Source organism: Micromonospora sp. CA-263727 (genome assembly GCF_050942455.1).
GTDB lineage: Bacteria > Actinomycetota > Actinomycetes > Mycobacteriales > Micromonosporaceae > Micromonospora.
In genome coordinates, this window is the sequence record NZ_CP192031.1 from 6,822,897 (window position 1) to 6,841,322 (window position 18,426).

At 71.4% G+C, this 18,426-nt stretch carries 19 protein-coding genes and 1 tRNA gene; 13 read left to right on the forward strand and 7 right to left on the reverse strand.

Going from position 1 to position 18,426, the window contains the following annotated elements; translation table 11 throughout:
* The 6 genes from ACQPYA_RS30095 (at nucleotide 1) to ACQPYA_RS30120 (ending at nucleotide 4,952) form a co-directional block, all read left to right on the forward strand.
* On the forward strand, nucleotides 1–222 hold the full coding sequence (locus ACQPYA_RS30095) for a hypothetical protein (protein WP_433530370.1): 222 nt from the start codon (nucleotides 1–3) through the stop codon (nucleotides 220–222).
* Between the two features lie 92 nt (nucleotides 223–314).
* Nucleotides 315–1,301 (forward strand): bifunctional DNA primase/polymerase, encoded by a 987-nt coding sequence (locus tag ACQPYA_RS30100; protein WP_433530371.1) that lies wholly within the window; start codon nucleotides 315–317, stop codon nucleotides 1,299–1,301.
* Nucleotides 1,298–2,857 carry a hypothetical protein gene (locus tag ACQPYA_RS30105; RefSeq protein WP_433530372.1) on the forward strand — a complete coding sequence of 520 codons (1,560 nt, stop codon included), beginning with the start codon at nucleotides 1,298–1,300 and terminating at the stop codon, nucleotides 2,855–2,857. The genes ACQPYA_RS30100 and ACQPYA_RS30105 overlap by 4 nt, the downstream gene beginning before the upstream one ends.
* Before the next feature lie 446 nt (nucleotides 2,858–3,303).
* The gene (locus tag ACQPYA_RS30110) at nucleotides 3,304–3,465 is read left to right on the forward strand and encodes a hypothetical protein (protein WP_433530373.1); all 162 of its coding nucleotides are present in this window, start codon (nucleotides 3,304–3,306) and stop codon (nucleotides 3,463–3,465) included.
* Complete coding sequence (locus tag ACQPYA_RS30115) at nucleotides 3,462–3,671, forward strand: helix-turn-helix domain-containing protein (RefSeq protein ID WP_433530374.1); 210 nt, start codon at nucleotides 3,462–3,464, stop codon at nucleotides 3,669–3,671. The genes ACQPYA_RS30110 and ACQPYA_RS30115 overlap by 4 nt, the downstream gene beginning before the upstream one ends.
* A gap of 15 nt (nucleotides 3,672–3,686) precedes the next feature.
* Complete coding sequence (locus tag ACQPYA_RS30120) at nucleotides 3,687–4,952, forward strand: tyrosine-type recombinase/integrase (RefSeq protein ID WP_433530375.1); 1,266 nt, start codon at nucleotides 3,687–3,689, stop codon at nucleotides 4,950–4,952.
* A gap of 86 nt (nucleotides 4,953–5,038) precedes the next feature.
* On the opposite strand, the gene ACQPYA_RS30125 is transcribed toward ACQPYA_RS30120, so the two are convergent.
* Nucleotides 5,039–5,125: transfer RNA gene (locus ACQPYA_RS30125), tRNA-Ser, on the reverse strand.
* Between the two features lie 75 nt (nucleotides 5,126–5,200).
* Between ACQPYA_RS30125 and deoD the strand changes: the two genes are divergently transcribed.
* From deoD to ACQPYA_RS30140, 3 genes are all read left to right on the forward strand, one after another.
* Nucleotides 5,201–5,908, forward strand: a complete 708-nt coding sequence (gene deoD / locus ACQPYA_RS30130; RefSeq protein WP_433530376.1) for a purine-nucleoside phosphorylase — start codon at nucleotides 5,201–5,203, stop codon at nucleotides 5,906–5,908.
* A 126-nt stretch (nucleotides 5,909–6,034) separates the two neighbouring features.
* Nucleotides 6,035–6,673, forward strand: a complete 639-nt coding sequence (locus ACQPYA_RS30135; RefSeq protein WP_433530377.1) for a TetR/AcrR family transcriptional regulator — start codon at nucleotides 6,035–6,037, stop codon at nucleotides 6,671–6,673.
* Complete coding sequence (locus ACQPYA_RS30140; RefSeq protein WP_433530378.1) at nucleotides 6,670–7,128, forward strand: acyl-CoA thioesterase; 459 nt, start codon at nucleotides 6,670–6,672, stop codon at nucleotides 7,126–7,128. The genes ACQPYA_RS30135 and ACQPYA_RS30140 overlap by 4 nt, the downstream gene beginning before the upstream one ends.
* A 157-nt stretch (nucleotides 7,129–7,285) precedes the next feature.
* Here ACQPYA_RS30140 and ACQPYA_RS30145 read toward each other — a convergent pair whose 3' ends face one another.
* From ACQPYA_RS30145 to ACQPYA_RS30160, 4 genes are all read right to left on the reverse strand, one after another.
* Nucleotides 7,286–7,777: a nucleoside deaminase gene (locus ACQPYA_RS30145; protein WP_433533685.1), complete on the reverse strand. Its 492-nt coding sequence runs from the start codon at nucleotides 7,775–7,777 to the stop codon at nucleotides 7,286–7,288.
* Between the two features lie 145 nt (nucleotides 7,778–7,922).
* Nucleotides 7,923–8,459, reverse strand: coding sequence for a tRNA adenosine deaminase-associated protein (locus ACQPYA_RS30150; RefSeq protein WP_433530379.1), 537 nt, complete (start codon nucleotides 8,457–8,459; stop codon nucleotides 7,923–7,925).
* Between the two features lie 131 nt (nucleotides 8,460–8,590).
* Entirely contained in the window at nucleotides 8,591–8,758 is a 168-nt protein-coding gene (locus tag ACQPYA_RS30155; protein WP_171023025.1) for a hypothetical protein, read from the reverse strand.
* 86 nt (nucleotides 8,759–8,844) lie between these two features.
* Nucleotides 8,845–9,186 (reverse strand): hypothetical protein, encoded by a 342-nt coding sequence (locus tag ACQPYA_RS30160; protein WP_433530380.1) that lies wholly within the window; start codon nucleotides 9,184–9,186, stop codon nucleotides 8,845–8,847.
* A 63-nt stretch (nucleotides 9,187–9,249) separates the two neighbouring features.
* Here ACQPYA_RS30160 and ACQPYA_RS30165 point away from each other — a divergent pair, with 63 nt between their 5' ends.
* The 3 genes from ACQPYA_RS30165 (at nucleotide 9,250) to ACQPYA_RS30175 (ending at nucleotide 14,234) form a co-directional block, all read left to right on the forward strand.
* Nucleotides 9,250–9,990 (forward strand): M23 family metallopeptidase, encoded by a 741-nt coding sequence (locus ACQPYA_RS30165; protein WP_433530381.1) that lies wholly within the window; start codon nucleotides 9,250–9,252, stop codon nucleotides 9,988–9,990.
* Between the two features lie 180 nt (nucleotides 9,991–10,170).
* Nucleotides 10,171–13,083: a glycosyl hydrolase gene (locus ACQPYA_RS30170; protein ID WP_433530382.1), complete on the forward strand. Its 2,913-nt coding sequence runs from the start codon at nucleotides 10,171–10,173 to the stop codon at nucleotides 13,081–13,083.
* A 71-nt stretch (nucleotides 13,084–13,154) separates the two neighbouring features.
* On the forward strand, nucleotides 13,155–14,234 hold the full coding sequence (locus tag ACQPYA_RS30175; protein ID WP_433530383.1) for a PHP domain-containing protein: 1,080 nt from the start codon (nucleotides 13,155–13,157) through the stop codon (nucleotides 14,232–14,234).
* 50 nt (nucleotides 14,235–14,284) lie between these two features.
* Here ACQPYA_RS30175 and ACQPYA_RS30180 read toward each other — a convergent pair whose 3' ends face one another.
* Nucleotides 14,285–15,295 (reverse strand): DMT family transporter, encoded by a 1,011-nt coding sequence (locus ACQPYA_RS30180; RefSeq protein WP_433530384.1) that lies wholly within the window; start codon nucleotides 15,293–15,295, stop codon nucleotides 14,285–14,287.
* Nucleotides 15,296–15,506: 211 nt separating this feature from the next.
* Between ACQPYA_RS30180 and ACQPYA_RS30185 the strand changes: the two genes are divergently transcribed.
* Nucleotides 15,507–17,177 carry a DUF885 domain-containing protein gene (locus ACQPYA_RS30185; RefSeq protein WP_433530385.1) on the forward strand — a complete coding sequence of 557 codons (1,671 nt, stop codon included), beginning with the start codon at nucleotides 15,507–15,509 and terminating at the stop codon, nucleotides 17,175–17,177.
* Nucleotides 17,178–17,239: 62 nt separating this feature from the next.
* On the opposite strand, the gene ACQPYA_RS30190 is transcribed toward ACQPYA_RS30185, so the two are convergent.
* Entirely contained in the window at nucleotides 17,240–18,424 is a 1,185-nt protein-coding gene (locus ACQPYA_RS30190; protein WP_433530386.1) for a DUF3068 domain-containing protein, read from the reverse strand.
* Nucleotides 18,425–18,426 lie beyond the last annotated feature (2 nt).

Here is an 18,426-nt window from a genome sequence, read left to right on the forward strand (position 1 = left end):
GTGGCCGCCCAGTGGCTCGCCGCGAGCGTCGCGCTCGGCCGTCCGGTCACCGACGACGAGCCCTACCCCCACATCTGCCGACGACGGATCGACGGCACACACACCCACAGCGGACAGCCGGTCTACCTCCAACGACGTGACTGCGCCGCCTGCGCTCAGGAACTGCACCAGCGCCGCAGGACACAGCCCTCGCGTCCCGCCGCGCGGCGGATAGCCGCCTGAAAACCGAACCGGCGCGCTGCGCGCGCTCACCACCTGGTGGCCAGCGCCCGCGCGGCGCTGGCCACCCTTCGCCTGCGCCAGGAAGGACCGCCATGCCCGAGGCTTCCGTGTTGCTGGCCGCCGCTCTGGAGTGCGCGGCGCGCGGCTGGCACGTGTTCCCACTGCGCCCCGACCTACCCGACGTCGCCGACGACCACGCGAAGAGGCCCGCGTTCCCGAACCGGTGCACCGCCGAACGCTGCGACCGCATCGACCCGCGCTGCAAGACCGCCGGGCGGCACGTCGGGTGGGAAGACCGCGCCACCACCGACCCCGAGCGCATCCGCCGGGCGTGGTCGGCCCGCCCCTACGGGGTCGGCATCGCGTGCGGGCCGTCCGGTCTGGTGGTGGTCGACCTAGACGTGCCCAAGCACGCCGACGACACCCCGCCGCCCGAGTGGGCCGGCGCGCGTGACGGGGTGGACGTGCTCGCCGCCCTGGCCGAACGGCACGGCGGCGGCATCGACGCCACCTACACGCAGTCCACCGGGCGCGGCGGTAGCCACCTGTTCTACCTGCACCCCGACACCGGGCCGCCACTGGGCAACACCGTCGGCGAGCGCGGCGGGCTCGGGTGGAAGGTCGACACCAAGTCGCACGGCGGCTACGTCGTGGCCGCCGGCTCCACCGTCGCAGGCCGCCCCTACACCGTGGCCCTGAACTGCGAGCCCTCGCCGCTGTCCGGATGGCTGGCCGGGCTGCTCGCCCCGGCCACGCGCCCCGCGTACCGGCCCGCGGCGGTGACGCTGCCGCCCGACCGGCGCGGCCGGTACGTCGCCGCCGCGATCCGCAACCAGGTCGCACACCTCACCGCCGCACCAACCGGTCAGCGCAACCACATGCTGTTCGCCTCCGCCGTCGCGCTCGGCCAGCTCGCCGCCGGAGGCGCGCTCACCGACGCCGACGTGTACGCCGTCCTGGAACCCGCCGCCCTGTCGACCGGCCTGCCGCCGGGCGAGGTAGCCCGCACGATCGCCTCCGGGCTGCGCATCGGCGCGCGCCAGCCGCGCCGTCTCACCACCGAGGGGAGGGCCGCATGACCGACCGGTTGCAGATCGGCACCGGACCCGAGAGCATCCGCGCACTCAAGTCCGCGCTGGTAGGCGGGCTGCTGCCCGACACCTACGTCTCCGGCGGGACGCTCGTACACATGGAAGCCGTCTCCGGCGGAGTCGCCGCCGCCGCCGATGAGGACTCCCCGCTCCCGGTGTCGGCGAGCACCATCAACCCCGCCGGCCTCGCCGGGCTGCTCGCCGAGCACGCCTACGTCTACCGCGTGAAGACCCGCAAGGACGAACAGGGCAACCCCACGACATACGAAGAGGAGGCCACCCCCTCCCGCGAGGTGCTGTCGTCCGTGCTGGCCGGCAAGACCTGGCCGGGCGTTCCCACGCTGCGCGGCGTCATCGGTGCCCCGGTGCTGCGCCGCGACGGCACCCTGCTGCAACAGCCCGGCTACGACCCGGCGACCGGCTTCTACCTCGCCTCCAAGGTCGCGCTGCCGCCCGTGCCAGACGCGCCCGCCGTCGAGCAGGTGACAGAGGCGCGGCGGTTCCTGCTCGGCCGGTTCCTGCGCGACTTCCCATGGGCCAGCGCCGCCGACCGGGCCAACTACATCGCGTTGTTGGCCACGCCGATCCTGCGGCACTTCACCCGCTCCCTGACCCCGTTCGCGCTGATCGACGCCACCATGCCCTCATCAGGCAAGTCGATCCTCACCGCCGGCCCCGGCATGCTCTACGGCCAGCGCGTCATGCCCTGGCCCTACGCCGAAGAGGAACTCCGCAAGTCCATCACCGCCGTGTTCGCCGAACAGGTCGGCGTGGTCATCTGGGACAACCTCGCCGAAGGCACCGTCATCGACTCGCCCACCCTCGCCCTGCTCGTCACCGCCGGCACCTGGTCCGACCGGCAGTTAGGCGCATCCCGCAACATCGCCACCACCAACGACCGGCTGTGGATGGCCACCGGCAACAACCTCCAAGTCGGCGGAGACATGGCCTCCCGCACCGTCCGAGTGCATCTTGACCCCGACATGCCGCGCCCCGAACTACGCGACCAGTCCGGATTCGGCATCCCGCACCTCGACCAGTGGATCACCTCCCCCGCGAACCAACTCACCGTCCTGTGGCACCTGCTCGTCATGGTGCTCGACTGGACCCGCCAAGGAGCCCCACGCGCCGCCGGCCTGTCCATGCGGCAGTTCACCCCATGGGCGCAGCATCTCGGCGGATTCCTCGCCCACCACGACATCGACGGGTTCCTCACCAACGCCGCCGACGTCCGCGCGATCGACGAAGACGAACAACGCTGGGGAGCGTTCCTCGCCTGCTGGCACGACCGGCACCACGACAAGCCGTTCACCGCCGCCGACCTACGCCGTGACGCCGAACCCATGCACCTGGGCAGCGACGAACACGACCCGTGGGACGGGCAGTTCATCACCACCCCCACCGGCCGCCTACCCAACTCCCTACAACTCGGCCGCATGCTCACCGGCCAAGCCGGACGCTGGCGCGGCAACCACGTCCTACGCACCGGACCCCACGAACGCGGCAACCGCGGCGTCTACTGGGTCGAACGCCGCGACGACTAACCCCGCTGAACCATCCCTGCAACTCGGCAACTCGGCACAACCGGCCTACAAGCTGGGCAAACACCCTGCCGAGATCCGAAAAGTAGAAGATGTTCAATCCCGGCAACTCGGCAAACGCCTGCCGAGAACAACACCGGCTGCCGAGATGACTCCACCGACCCCAACCTCATCTCGGCAACCGTTTCCGCAGCTCAACGCCCCGCCTGCCGAGATGCCGAGATGCAGGGATGGTTCAGCCCTCCCCACAGCCGACAACCGGCGACCCTCCAACGACCCCGCGCAACCGGCCCGCTGAGAGCCATACAGAGACATCGGCGCATGCCATCACCCCGGCCCACCCGAGATCTTGTCTCTACGGCGCTCTCAGCGGGCCGCTCTACGCCGTTCTGCCGCAACACCTCGCGAAACCACCCCCGGACCCCGCCCGAGACGGAAAGGCCGCCAGCATGCGAATCAGGCTGCACGGCACCCCCGCCGAAATCGCCGCCACCCTCGCCGCACTCGCCCACGTGCTCACCATCCGCCAGGTCAGCCGGCCCTACCCCGACCGGCCCCCGTCCACCTGGCACCGCATCTACCTCGACGCCGCCCCGAGGGAGCAGAAGTGACGACCGTCGACACCCGCATTGTCTTGACCATCGAAGAGGCCGCGCGCCGTCTCGGCATCGGCCGCACCACGATGTACGCCCTCGTCAAGACCCGCCAGATTCGCACGGTCACGATCGGCCGTCTCCGGCGCGTTCCGGCCTTCTGCCTTGACGAGTACGTAGAGAACCTGCTCACCGAAGAGACCGCGCTGGAAAACGCGGCCTGAAAGAGACGGGGACTGATGGGAAGACGCAAGCCCAACGGCGCATCGAGCATCTACCAGGGCAGCGACGGCTACTGGCACGGCCGCGTGACCGTCGGCATCAAGGACGACGGCACTCCCGACCGCCGTCACGTTCGCGGCAAGACCGAGGCCATTGTCACCCGCAAGGTGCGCGAGTTGGAACGCGACCGCGACAAGGGCACCGTCCGCAAGGCAGGACAGTCGTGGACGGTCAAGACGTGGCTCACGCACTGGGTGGAGAACATCGCCGCGCCTGCCGTTCGTGACAACACGATCGCCGGCTACCGGGTCGCCGTGTACCGACATCTCATTCCCGGACTCGGCGCGCACCGTCTAGAGAAGCTGCAACCCGAGCACGTGGAGAAGCTGACCCGCAAGATGCAGGCCGCTGGCAGTGCCGCCGCCACCGCCCACCAGGCGCACCGCACCTTACGAACTGCCCTCAATGAAGCGGTGCGCCGGCAACACATCGTGCGCAACCCTGCCACCCTGGCGAAGCCACCACGCATCGAAGACGAAGAGGTTGAGCCGTATTCGGTGGAGGAAGTGCAGCGGCTATTGGTCGCCGCCAGCGAGCGCCGAAACAGTGCGCGGTGGGCAATGGCGCTGGCGCTCGGATTGCGGCAGGGTGAAGTGTTGGGCCTGAAATGGGATGACGTGGACCTCGACGGTGGGACGCTCACCGTTCGCCGCGCCCGGCAGCGCCCCAAATGGAAGCACGGTTGCACGAAACCGTGCGGCCGGAAGTTCGGCGGTCACTGCCCGGACCGGCAGCCACTACGCGCGGAAACCGCCGACACGAAATCGCGGGCCGGTCGGCGCAGTATCGGACTTCCCGACCCATTGGTTGCCCTGCTACGCCAGCACCGAAAAGAACAGGACGCCGAACGCGAGACCGCCGCGCAACTCTGGACGGATACCGGCTTTCTGTTCACCACGCCGACCGGCGGCCCGGTCAACCCGCGCACCGACTACACGGAATGGAAGCGGCTGCTGACCCGCGCCGGACTGCGCGATGGGCGGCTGCACGATGCCCGGCACACGGCGGCAACCGTGCTGCTGATTCTCGGCGTGGCCGAACGTGCCGTGATGGGCATCATGGGGTGGTCGGACTCCGGCATGGCCCGGCGCTACCAGCACCTTACGGGGCAGGTTCGCCGCGACGTGGCGAAGCGGGTCGGTGGTCTGCTCTGGCAGCCCGCGCAGAACGCCGACGACGACCCGGACGACGGGCCGGCGGGGGTGCTCAGCAAGGCGTCGTGAGGACAACTGAGACCAAAACTGAGACCACGACAGGAAAACGCCCGGTGACTCACGGAGAGTCGCCGGGCGTTTCGCCTGTTCACGAGCGGTGGCGGCGGGATTTGAACCCGCGGAGGGCGCAAACCCTCACACGCTTTCGAGGCGTGCTCCTTAGGCCACTCGGACACGCCACCGCCGAGTAGGCTACAGGACCTCCCGTTCCGACGCCGAACCGGTCCCTGCCGGGCCGGCCTGGCAGGATCTCTGCCATGAGTACGCACATCGGCGCGAAGCCGGGCGAGATCGCCGAGCGGGTCCTGATGCCGGGTGACCCCCTGCGGGCCAAGTGGATCGCGGAGACCTACCTAGAGGGCGCGGACTGCTACTCGACGGTCCGGGGGATGCTGGGCTTCACCGGCCGCTGGAACGGTGTCGAGGTTTCCGTGCAGGGCTCCGGGATGGGCATGCCCTCGGCCTCGATCTACGCCCACGAACTGGTCAACGAGTACGGCGTGAAGTCGCTGATCCGGGTCGGCTCGTGCGGCGCCCTCAGCGAGGAGCTTCAACTACGTGATGTGATCGCGGCGAGCGGGTCGTCGACCGACTCGAACATGAACCGGATGCGCTTCGACGGGCTGATCGACTATGCCCCGGTCGCCGATTTCGGGCTGCTGCGTACCTCGGTCGAGGTGGCCGAGCGGCGCGGCATCGCCATGCGGGTCGGGCCGATCCTGGCCGCGGACGCCTTCTACACCGACCGGCCGGACCTCTACGACACGCTCGCCGAGTACGGCGTGCTGGCGGTGGAGATGGAGTCGGCCGCGCTCTACACGATCGCCGCCCGGTTCAAGGCCCGCGCGCTGACGCTGTTGACGGTCAGTGACCACATCAAGACCGGCGAGAAGACCACCTCGCAGGAGCGCGAGCAGACCTTCAGCCAGATGGTCGAGATCGCCCTGGACACGATCATCGCGTGAGCCGGCACCTTCGGCGTCCCGCCACCCGATCGCCGGGTGGCGGGACGTTTCCGCGTCGACGGTGGGTGACGACCATCACCGACGAAATAAACACGACCGGTCGGTCTTATTTAGTACGCTCACCGCATGATCGTCGACGGTCGGCTCGCCCGGGGTGAGCGCACCCGCACCGCCGTGCTCGACGCCGCCGTCAGCCTCGCCTCCGCCAGTGGCCTCGACGGCCTCTCCCTCGGGCACCTCGCCGATTCCCTCGGGGTGAGCAAGTCCGGCCTCTTCGCGCACTGGCGCTCCAAGGAGGCCCTCCAGCTCGCCACCATCGACCGGGCCGTCGCGCAGTGGCAGGAACGGATCATCGCGCCGGCCCTGCACACCCCCCGAGGAGTACGCCGGATCCGCGCGCTGCACGAGGCCCGGATCGACTTCTACGCCGCCCAGGTGCTCCCCGGCGGCTGCTTCTTCGCCACCACGGAGTTCGAGTTCAACGCCCGGCCCGGGGCCGTCCGGGATCGCCTCACCGAGGTCTTCGCCGCCTGGACCACGTTCCTGGAACGGCTCGTCCGGGAGGCGGTCGATCTCGGCGAGCTGCCCCGCGACGTGGATGCCGCGCTGCTGGCGTACGAGATCGATGCCGCCGGCATCGCCGCCGCCATGCGCTCCCGGCTGCTCGACCCGGAGACCACCTACCGGCATGCCCGCCTCGGCGTGCTCGGCCGCCTGCGGGCCCTCTGCCCCGACCTCACCCTGCTACCGGAAGGCCCGTCATGAGTCACGTCCTCGCCGACCAGCCCGCCGTCGAGTACGGCCACGTCGAGCACGCCATGGTGCACTTCGACGACCTCGACGCCATGGGCATCCTGCACAACGCCCGGTACGCGGTGCTGCTGGAGCGGGCGCTCACCGCCTACTGGTCCGAGCGCGGCATCTCCTACCAGGCCGGGCGCGCCAGCGCACCCGACGCCTTCCACGCGGTACGCGAGTTCACCATCACCTACCGCGCGCCGATCACCGGCACCGGCCCGGTCGCGGTCCACTTCTGGCTGGAGCACCTCGGCACCAGCAGCGCCGAGTATGCCTTCCGGTTCCACTCCCCCGACGGCGACCGGGTGTACGCGGAGGGACGGCGGGCGATCGTCCGGCTCGACCCGGCGACCCTGCGCCCCGCACCGTGGACCGACGCCGCACGGGCGGTGGCCGCCACGTTGCTCCGCCCCGCCGCCTGACAACCCCTCGGGCCTCGCCGAGAGGATGATTTCAGAGGGAAATTTTTATTTCTCGATGAAATCAGGCTTCCGCCCATACTTTGTTCCGGCCACGACACGCCGGAACGTTCCGTGCAGGGATCGTCCGGCGCAAGCAGGGCCGGACAGGCCGGTGGCTTCAGCGGAAGAAGGCGCGCAGGACGGCGGCGTTCTCGGTCTCCAGGACGCCGCCGTACACCTCGGGGCGATGGTTGAGCCGGCGGTCGCGCAGCACGTCCCAGAGCGAGCCGGCGGCGCCGGTCTTCGGTTCCCAGGCACCGAAGACCACGGTCGAGACCCGGGCCAGCACCAGCGCGCCCGCACACATGGTGCAGGGTTCCAGGGTCACCACCAGCGTGCAGCCGTCCAGCCGCCACCGGCCCAGCCGCTGCGCGGCCCGGCGCAGCGCCAGCACCTCGGCGTGGGCGGTCGGGTCGCCGGTCAGCTCCCGCTCGTTGCGGCCGATCGCCAACTCGGTGCCGTCCGGCCCGTAGACCACCGCGCCCACCGGCACGTCGTCGCCATCGCCCGGACCGCCCGCAGCCACCGCAGCATCGCCGGCCGGACCGGAAGCGCTGCCGGCAGACGCCGGTTCCGGGCCGGTCACCGCGATCTCCAAGGCGCGACGCATCCAGAGTTCGTGCCGCTGCCGGCGGCCGGTGCCAGCCGGGTCGGCCAGGCCCTCGTCCGCTCCCGGACCCACCCGACCGGCCGAGCCGGGGGTGGGCTGACCTCGCCGGACCGTCTCCAGGGCCGGGTCGGTCACATCGGCCGGCTCAGACCTCACGCAGCTCCTCGACGTCGTCGACACAGCCCAGCACCTGGCAGACCTCGGCGGTGACGTCGGCCGGCATCATGCCCTCGTGGGCGCAGAGGGCGAGCAGCCGCTGCGCGGGGATGCCCAGGTCGGCCAGGAGGTCCGCCTCGCCGACCGGGTCGGCCTCCGGGTCGACGGCGGGCTGCTCGTTGTCGTCGTCGCCGCTGCTACTGGCGACCGGGCGCGGCTCCTCGGTGTCGTCCAGCCCGGTGACCGAGGTCTTCAGGTCGCCCACCAGCAGGGCACCGAGCCGGGACTCCTCCGCGTACGCCGAATCCGAGCCGAAGACCCGCAGGTCCTCCCCCTCGGTCAGGCGCAGGATGACCAGGTAGGTGTCGTCCGCCTCGACGAACAGCAGCGACAGGTCGGCATCGGGAGCCACGTCGCGCAGCCGATCGGCGACCTCGTCGACATCGGCGGCACCCCGCAGGCTCAGCTCGGCGGCCGTCCAGCCGCCCTTTTCACGTACCACGGCCGCAGCGAAGTACGACGACACGGTTCCCCCAAGTAGCCTCGGCACAGCTCACGCCGACCCGTTACGCGTGCACGTTAGCCGGTCGGGTCGGCAGGCGACCGGTCAACGCCCCGAAGGGCCGGTCATTCCTGGGGAAAGGATTTCCGAGCCCCTCAGCCGGCCAGGCGGCGGCGGGTGGCGATCAGCTGACGCAGCCGTTCGGTGCGCGCGCGCTGCGGCCGCTCACGTTCGCGTACCGCGCGGGCGTCCGCCAACTGCGCCAGAAGCTGGAGGCGGCGGCGACTGCGATCGGGATCGAGCCGCGGAGTGGTCCAGGCCATACCGGGAGAGTGCCGAGTCGCGGCAGCCGAGTCAAGACGGGTTTCAGTGCCTGCACGACAACGCAACGCAGTCAACACCGGTGAAGTCACCAGAGCGGCCAGTCCCCGCTGCTCAGCCAGCGGGCGGCCACCACCGCGGCGGCGATGCTCCAGCCTCCGGCGGCGACGATCGCGACGCCGGTGGCCACCCCCCGGTCACCGAACCGGACCAGGGCCAGGGCCGCGAGCCAGGCCAGGGCCGCGGCGAGCAGGGTCCACCAGGCGTACCCGGCGAGGCTGCGCCCGAGCAGGCCGAACAGGACCAGCCAGGCGATCGTCGCGGCGGCTCCGGCCGCGACACCGGGACCGCTGACCGGGTTCGGCTCGCGGTAGGTGGGGCGCGGGGGCCGCCCCGAGGGGAAGAGGCCCGACGGGCTGTACGGCATCATCGCTGGCCACCCCTCGCACGTATGGACGGCTGTCTGCTCACCGTACTCTGCCAGGATGTCCGGGTGGTCTCGCTGACGATCGGACGCCGCTCGGCGTACGCGGTGCTGTTGCTCGTGCTGGTGCTCGCCGCAGCCGGCTGCGGTGCCGGCGCTCCGCCGACCTGGACCGCGCCCCCGGCCACGCCCGGCCCGTCGGCCGCCACCGCCGCGCCGACCGCAGCCACCCCCGGGCCGGACGCCGGCGGCCAGCCGGCACCGACCGGCACGCCGACCCGCGACCGGCTGCCGCACGTCTTCCCGGTACGCGCACAGAAGGTGGCCTACCACCCGACCCACTCCGCGTACCCGGGCACGGACATCTTCGCCGACTGCGGCGAGCCGTTCGTCGCGGTCACCGACGGCACGATCGGCGAGGTTAGCCGCCGGGACCGCTACTCCAAGCGGGGCGTCCAGGGGCCGTACAACGGTGGCCTGTCGGTGTCGGTCATCGGTGACGACGGGGTGCGCTACTACGGCTCGCACCTGACCGAGGTGGCCGAGGGCATCGATCCCGGAGTGCGGGTGCGGGCCGGGCAGCAGCTCGGCACCGTGGGCCGGACGGGCAACGCCAACAACGTCTGCCACCTGCACTTCGGCATCTCGCCGCCGTGTCTCGGCGAGGACGGTTGGTGGATCCGCCGGGGTGTCGTCTGGCCGGCGCCGTACCTGGACTCGTGGCGGAAGGGCGGCAACCGTGCGCCGGCCGGCGAGGTGACCGCGTGGCACCGGAAGCACGGCTGCCCGGAGAAGCCGCCGGTGGGCTGAGCCAGAAGCGGGTCGCCGTCATCTGTGTTTCATCACTCCGACACATTGACGCAGGTCTTCCCGGTGAACTAACGTCCGCGTAACACTCGCAAGAGAGCGCTCTCTCGGGTAGCTAACCTCACAATGACGACGAAAGGCGCCGCCGCCGGCGCGGCCGGACCGGCGCGCGATGGAGGAAAGATGCGACCTCCCGTCCCACACCGCACCCGCCGCCGGCTCCTGGCCGCGGCATCCGCCGCGGTCCTCGTCCTCGGCGGCCTGGCCGTCACCGCCACCTCCGCCGCACAGGCCGCACCCGTCGGTGCCGGCAGCTACACCACCACCCCGGTCGGCCCGCTCCCCAGCGGCTGCGGCAACATCGCCACCAACCCCCGGCAGTACGCCACCGCCGACGCCCCGCCGGGACCGGTGCCCACCAACGACTGGTGGTCCTCGCTGCTCTGGAAGCGCCTGAACTGCTCCTTCAGCGAGCCGCTGCACGCGCACCCGGTGGCGTACCAGCCGGTCACCGACGGGCTCGGCTTCTCCGCCACCTCCACGCCCGCCATCAGCGGCACCGCCACCGGCGTCGGCGAGTACAAGTACCCCTATGTCGAGGACATCCGGGTCGGCGTGGCCGGTCTCGCCGCCCCCCTCGTGCAGGTGGCCGACTGGACGGACTGGACGGTCACCCCGTACTGGAGCGACGGGTCCCGGACCCTGCGCGCCACCATCGGCCACGGCCTGCCGTTCGCGTACTTCCGCACCAGCGGCGGCGACGCGGTGATCAACGCGACCGGCGGCGGCTTCACGGTCTGGTCCAACAGCGGCAGCACCATCGGCTTCAGCGTCCGCGGCCACGACTACGTCGGCTACGCCCCGACCGGCGCCGGCTGGACCGTCAGCGGCAGCCGGATCAGCTCCAACCTCGCCGGTCGCGGGTACTTCTCGGTCGCGCTGCTGCCGGCCACCGGTGACAGCGCGGCCCGCGCCCAGCTCGCCACCAGCTTCGGCCAGTACGCGCACGCCCACGTCACCGGCACCCGCATCGGGTACACCTACAACCAGGCGAGCAGCCAGGTGGAGACCAGGTACACCTTCACCACCACGCCACGCGAGGGCACCGAGACCCGGACGGTGGTCAGCCTCTACCCGCACCAGTGGAAGGCCCTGGCCGGGGCCACCCCGATCACGCCCACCTACCCGTCGGCCCGGGGCCGGATGAAGGTGCTCACCGGGGTCGGCGAGTTCCGCACCTCGATGCGGTTCCACGGCGTACTGCCCGAGATTCCCGCCGTCGCCACCGGGGCCGGAGCCGACCTGACCACGCTGCGCCAGCACCTGTCGGCGGTCCGGGGCAACCCGATGGACCAGCGCGGCGGGGACACCTACTGGACCGGCAAGGGCCTCGGCCGGGCGGCCCGGATCGCCGAGATCTCCGACCAGGTCGGCGACACCGAGACACGGACGGCGGCGCTGAACGCCATCCGGTCCACGCTCAACGACTGGCTCACCGCCTCACCGGGCGAGACCGAGCGCCTCTTCTACTACGACGAGCGGTGGGGCACGCTGATCGGCTACCCGGCCTCGTACGGCTCCGACCAGGAACTCAACGACCACCACTTCCACTACGGCTACTACATCGCCGCCGCCGCGACGCTGGCCAAGTTCGACCCGGCCTGGGCCCGCCAGGACCAGTACGGCGGCATGATCGACCTACTCATCCGGGACGCCAACAACTACGACCGGGCCGACACCCGTTTCCCGTACCTGCGCGACTTCGACATCTACGCCGGGCACGACTGGGCCTCCGGGCACGGCGCGTTCGCCAGCGGCAACAACCAGGAGTCGTCGTCGGAGGGGATGAACTTCGCCAACGCGCTCATCCAGTGGGGGCAGGCCACCGGGAACACCACGGTCCGGGACGCCGGCATCTACCTCTACACCACCCAGGCGGCGGCGATCCACGAGTACTGGTTCGACGTCAACGACGAGAACTTCCCGGCCGAGTTCGGGCACTCCAATGTGGGCATGGTCTGGGGTGACGGCGGAGCGTACGCCACCTGGTTCAGCGCCGCGCCGGAGATGATCCAGGGCATCAACCTGCTGCCCATCACCGGCGGGCACCTCTACCTGGGCTACCACCCGAACTACAACTCCATCAAGTACGCGGAACTGGTCCGCAACAAGGGTGGCGAGCCGACGGTGTGGCAGGACCTGCACTGGCAGTTCCTGGCGCTCGGGGATGCCGACGCGGCGCTGGCCAAGCTGCGTGCCAACCCCGGTTACACCCCGGAGGAGGGCGAGAGCCGGGCACACACCTTCCACTGGATCCGGAACCTGGCCGCGCTGGGGCGGGTCGACACCGGGGTCACCGCCGACCACCCGTTGGCCGCCGTCTTCAACCGGGGCGGCGCCCGCACCTACGTGGCCAGCAACATCTCCGGTACGCCGCTGACCGTGCGGTTCTCCGACGGGACGCAGCTGACCGTCGCCGCCGGTCGCACCGCCACCAGCGGCGCGCACAGTTGGAGCGGTGGCAGCGGCGGTGGCGGGGTGACCCCGAGCCCGACGCCCACGCCCACCCCTACCCCCACGCCGACTCCCACGCCGACGCCGACCCCCACGCCCACCACCCCGCCGTCCAGCGGGCCGGTCCGCTACCTGCTCTCCGGCGGTGGCCTGGGCGCGGCCGGCACCGCCGGCACGACGACGGTGTCCAGCGCCGGGGGTGCCAACTACGACGGCACGCCCCGCAACCCGGTGGTGTTCACCGCGACCGGGCTCAACCTGACCCAGAACGGTGGACAGACCGCGTTCGACCTCTTCCTCGACGCCGGTGCTGCGGTCGGCAACGGGGTGCAGCTACGGATCTCGTACGACCTGACCGGCGACGGGAGCTGGGAGCGGGTGGAGACGTACCGCTACTTCGCCACCGACCCGGTGCCCGGCTGGGAGCACTACACCCAGTCCGCCGGGTTGCAGTCCAGCACCGGCACGCTCGGTAACCTGCGCGGCGGCACGGTCCGGGTGGAGGTCTGGTCCGCGATCGGCACCAACACCACCACGCTCGGTGTCGGTAACCAGTCGGTGGTGCGGCTGCCGTTCAGCTGACCCGTTCCACCAGCACCCCGCGCCGCCGGTCGTCCCCCGACCGGCGGCGCGGGCACGTTAGGTTGCAGGTCATGAGCGAGCGCCAGCGAGCGAGCCGCGACCCTATCGCCGACCTGCGTCGGGTCGCCTTCCTGCTGGAGCGGGCGAACGAGGCCACCTACCGGGTCCGTGCCTTCCGGTCGGCGGCGAACGCGCTGGCCGGGCTGCCGAAGCAGGAGCTTGCCGAGCGGGCCCGCGCCGGCACCCTCACCGAGCTGGCCGGAGTCGGTGACGTCACGGCCCGCTGCGTGGCCGAGTCGCTGGCCGGCGAGGAGCCGGTCTATCTACGCCGGCTGGTCGCCACCGAGGGCACCGACCTGGACGCGGAGGCCAGCAGCCTGCGTGCCGCCCTGCGCGGCGACTGCCACACCCACTCGGACTGGTCCGACGGCGGGTCACCGATCGAGGAGATGGCGCTGGCCGCCGTCGAGCTGGGCCACGAGTATCTGGTGCTGACCGACCACTCGCCCCGGCTCAAGGTGGCCCGGGGGCTCACCGCGGACCGGCTGCGCCGCCAACTCGACCACGTGGCGCGGCTGAACGCGGCGCTGCCCGAGGGGTTCCGGATCCTCACCGGCATCGAGGTGGACATCCTCGCCGACGGCTCCCTCGACCAGGACGAGGAGTTGCTGGCCCGGCTGGACGTGGTGGTCGGGTCGGTGCACAGCGGCCTGAACGACGACCGGGCGAAGATGACCCGCCGGATGCTGACCGCGATCGCCAACCCGCACCTGGACATCCTCGGCCACTGCACCGGCCGGATGGTGTCGTCCCGCCCGGCCGGAGTGACCGGGCCGGGCGACCGGGGGCATCGCGCGCGGACCCGCGCGGAGAGCGACTTCGACGCCGATGCGGTCTTCGCCGCCTGTGTCGAGCACCGCACCGCCGTAGAGATCAACTCTCGGCCGGAGCGGCAGGACCCGCCGAAGCGGCTGATCCGCCGGGCGCTGGAGGCCGGCTGCCTGTTCGCCATCGACACCGACGCGCATGCGCCCGGTCAGCTCGACTGGCAGCGCTTCGGCTGCGAGCGGGCGGCCCGTTGCGGCGTCCCCGCCGACCGGGTGGTCAACACCTGGCCGGCCGGCGACCTGATCGCCTGGACCCACGCCTGAGCCGGCCCGACCCGGGCCTGAGCCGGGCGCGCCGGGCCGGGCCGGGCGGGTCAGTGGGCGGCGGGCTCGGCGAGGGGCGTCGACCGGGTACCGGCACCGGTGACCACCCGCTGACGCCGCCGACCGACCAGCCCCTGGGAGACGGCCACGCCGAGCAGCACGATCAGCGCGCCGACCGGCTGGTGCCAGGTGAGCCGCTCGCCGAGCACGACCGCGCCGATGAAGACCGCGAAGACCGGGATCAGGTAGGTCACGGTGGAGGCGGTGGTCGCCCCGACGATCCGGATGTTGCGCATGTTGATCACGAAGGCCAGCCCGGTGCCGAGCGCGCCCAGCGCCAGCACGGCCAGGAACACCTTCGGTGACAGCGCGGTCGGCACCGGCGGCGCGCCGGCCACCAGCGGCGCGACGATGGCCAGCTGGACCGTCGCGACCACCAGCTGCGCGGCCGACAGCGACAGCCCGGACAGCTTGCTGCCGGCGATGAACCTCTTCTGGTACGGGATGGCGAAGCCGTAGCAGGCGGCGGCCCCGAAGCACATCAGCTGGCCGACGAAGTGCGCCCCGCCGATGCCCTGCCAGACGCCGAGCACCACCATCACGCCGGTGAAGCCGAGCCCCAGCCCGACGGCACCGCGGGCGGTCAGCCGCTCGGTGCGGAAGACCAGCACCGCCAGCGGCAGCACGACCAGCGGCGTGGTGGCGTTCCAGATGCCGGCGAGCATCGACTCGACCCGCTGCTCGCCGTAGCCGAACAGGGTGAACGGCAGGGCCACGCCGAAGGCGGCGACCACGGCGAGGTGAGCCCACACCCGCGGCTCCCGGGGCAGCCGGTCACGCAGCACGGCAAGGACCACGAGCAGGGTCAGCGCGCCGGCGGCGACCCGGTAGAGGGTGAGGTGCAGCGGGTGCAGCTCGGCCACCCCGACCTTGATGAACAGGAAGCTGGAACCCCAGATCGCGGCGAGCGCGACGAAACCGGGCAGCCAGCTCCGAAGCGCCGGCCGGTCAGCAGTGAAGTGGGCTGTCACCCCTGACACTCTGCCCCTGGCGTACGACATAGTCGCGCGGTTTTCGGCCGCCGTGTCGAGCGCCACAGAAACCACCTGTAAAGCTCGCCCGACTGCTCTCACCCGCCGCCCAGGCGGTCAGCGGCCGGCGGCTATGGGCCGACGAGCCGTTCCCGATCGATTTCGACCCAGCCGACCTGCTGCCCTGACCGGGTCGAAACAGGGTCGACGCCGGCAGGTCCGGATCACGTAGGGTCGCAGCGTGGGACGAATCGACGACCTCGCGAACCGCTACGTGGCCGACTGGGCCGCACTCAGCCCGACCGGCGCCACCTACGTCGGCATCTCCGGCTACGAAGACCGGCTGGACGACCTGTCGCCGGACGGCTATGCCGGGCGCGCCGAGCTGACCCGGCGCACCCTGGCCGACCTCGACGCCATCGAGCCGGAGACGGAGGCCGAGCGCACCGCCCGGGAGGCGATGCAGGAACGGCTCGGCCTCGACCTCGCCCGCTACGAGGCTGGCGAGACGACCAGTGAGGTCAGCGTCATCACCAGCGGGTTGCACGAGATCCGGATGGTCTTCGACCTGATGCCGACCGAGGGCACCGAGGCCCAGGCCAACATCGCCGCCCGGCTCGACCTTTTCTCCGGCGCGCTGGAGAGCTACAAGACCACGCTGCGCGAGTCGGTGGCCGCCGGGCGGGTCAGCTCCCGGGTGCAGTTGCTGGAGGTGGCCAAGCAGTGTGACGCCTGGGTGGACCCGGACGGCGACAACCTGTTCCACGGGCTGGTCGAGCGGCTGGGTGCCGACGGCGCCCTCGGTGCCGAGCTGCGCCGGGGTGCGGCGGCGGCCACCGCGGCGACCGCCGAGTTCGGGCAGTTCCTGCGCACCGAGCTGGCCCCGCACGGCCGGGAGCGGCAGGCCGCCGGGCGGGAGCGCTACGAGCTGGCCTCACAGTACTTTCTGGGTGCCCGGATCGACCTCGACGAGACGTACGCCTGGGGGTTCGCGGAGCTGGCCCGGCTGGAGGCCGACATGCGTACGGTGGCCGGGCAGATCGTCAGCCCCGGCGCCACCATCGACGAGGCGGTCGCGGCGCTGGATGCCGACCCGGCCCGCACCATCCGGGGCAAGGAGGCGTTCCGCGACTGGATGCAGGCGCTGGCCGACCAGGCCATCAGCGACCTGAACGGCAGCCACTTCGACATCCCGGAGCAGGTGCGGCGCATCGAGTGCAGGCTCGCGCCGACCAGCGACGGCTCGATCTACTACACCGGCCCCAGCGAGGACTTCACCCGGCCGGGTCGGATGTGGTGGGCGGTGCCGCAGGGCATCACCGACTTCTCCACCTGGCGTGAGGTGACCACCGTCTACCACGAGGGGGTGCCCGGGCATCACCTTCAGATCGGGCAGACCGCCGTCCGGGCCGAGCTGCTCAACCGCTGGCAGCGGTTGCTCTGCTGGGTCTCCGGGCACGGCGAGGGCTGGGCGCTCTACGCCGAGCGGCTGATGGACGACCTGGGCTACCTGGAGGACCCGGGCAACAAGCTCGGCATGCTGGACGGCCAGGCGTTCCGGGCGGCCCGGGTGATCGTCGACATCGGCATGCACCTGGAGCTGGAGATCCCGAAGAACAACCCGTTCGACTTCCACCCCGGCGAGCGCTGGACGCCGGAGCTGGGCTGGGAGTTCCTGCGGGCGCACTGCCGGGTGTCGGACGAGATGCTGCGTTTCGAGCTGAACCGGTACCTGGGTTGGCCGGGGCAGGCACCGTCGTACAAGGTGGGCGAGCGGATCTGGCTCCAGGCCCGGGAGGACGCCAAGGCCCGCAAGGGCGCGGACTTCGACCTGCGCGAGTTCCACCGTCAGGCCCTCGACCTCGGCGCGCTCGGCCTCGACCCGCTCCGCCGCGCCCTGGCCCGCCTCTGATCCGTTACGCAGACACCTGAGGGGCGGGCCCGCGCGGGCCCGCCCCTCAGCGCGTTCCTACCTTACTTCTTTTCTGACTCGCCCTGCGCGGGCCGCTGGGTCGGCACGGTCGGCTCGTCGGACTTCCAGTTGGTCGACGCGGGCGGGATCTCGTCGGTCAACGGCCCGCCCTCCCGCTCGTCGTCCCGCACCGGCGTCTGGTCGACGCGGGTGGGCGTCGGGTCGGCGGCCGGCCCGGCGGCCGGGGCAGCAGCCGGCTTGGCGGCCGGGGTAGCGGCTACGGCGGTCGGCGCGGCCGGGGCGCTGCGCCGCGAGAGCAGCAGCGCGACCACGATCAGCACCAGGCCCAGCACCGCGATCCCGATCGGCGCGTACACGCCGAGGATGGTGAGCTGACCACGGCTCGTCTTGGCCCGCTCCACCGAGGACGCCACGGTCTCGTCGTTGTAGGAGAAGTCCGCGCTCAGCAGCGTGACCGGGGTGCCCACGTTCGGCACCAGCACCTTTTTCTGCTGCTCCCGTACGTTCAGGTAGGAGCCGGTGACCGGGTCGACCCAGACCGTACGGGTGTTGCTGTAGACGACGTCGCCCGAGGTCGAGCCCGGCGCGAGCACACCGAGCAGCAGGCCGACCCGGTCGGCCGGCAGCGGCAGCTTCTCGTCGGTGATGACCTGCTCGTAGCGGTACGCCTCGATGCCGTCGACGTCCTCGGTGCCCTTGAACTCGGACACCCGGGTCTGCCGCAGATCCCGGTCGAAGACCTCGTAGTTCTCCTGCGCCGAGTCGAACGGGAACTTGTAGACCTGACCGGCGAACGAGATCTTCTCGGGCGCGCCGCTCTCGTCGAGGAACTGCTCGTTCCAGTCGACGGCCGCACCGGAGACCCGGTCCAGCGCCAGCTCGGCGCCGTACGCGCTGACCAGCTCCTTGGTGTCCGTCCGCTCGACGGTCTGGCCGACCCGCCAGACCACCGTGTCACCGGCGAGGTCGCCGCTGAGCGCCGCGGTCTTGGCCCGCTCCGGCGTGACCTGGACCGTCGACTTGAGATCGGCCTGGTTGATCGCGACCGCCCCGTTGGTGATCTGGAGGAAAGTCGCGCCCTTGGCCTCGGCCACCGACGTCGTCGGATCCAGATCGTAGGGCAGTTTGGTCATCGCCGGCTTGACGACGAACACCAGCCCGGCGGCCAGCGCCAGGAGCAGTACGCCGCCGCCGAACAGCACGGCACCCACGGCGCGGTGCTTCATTT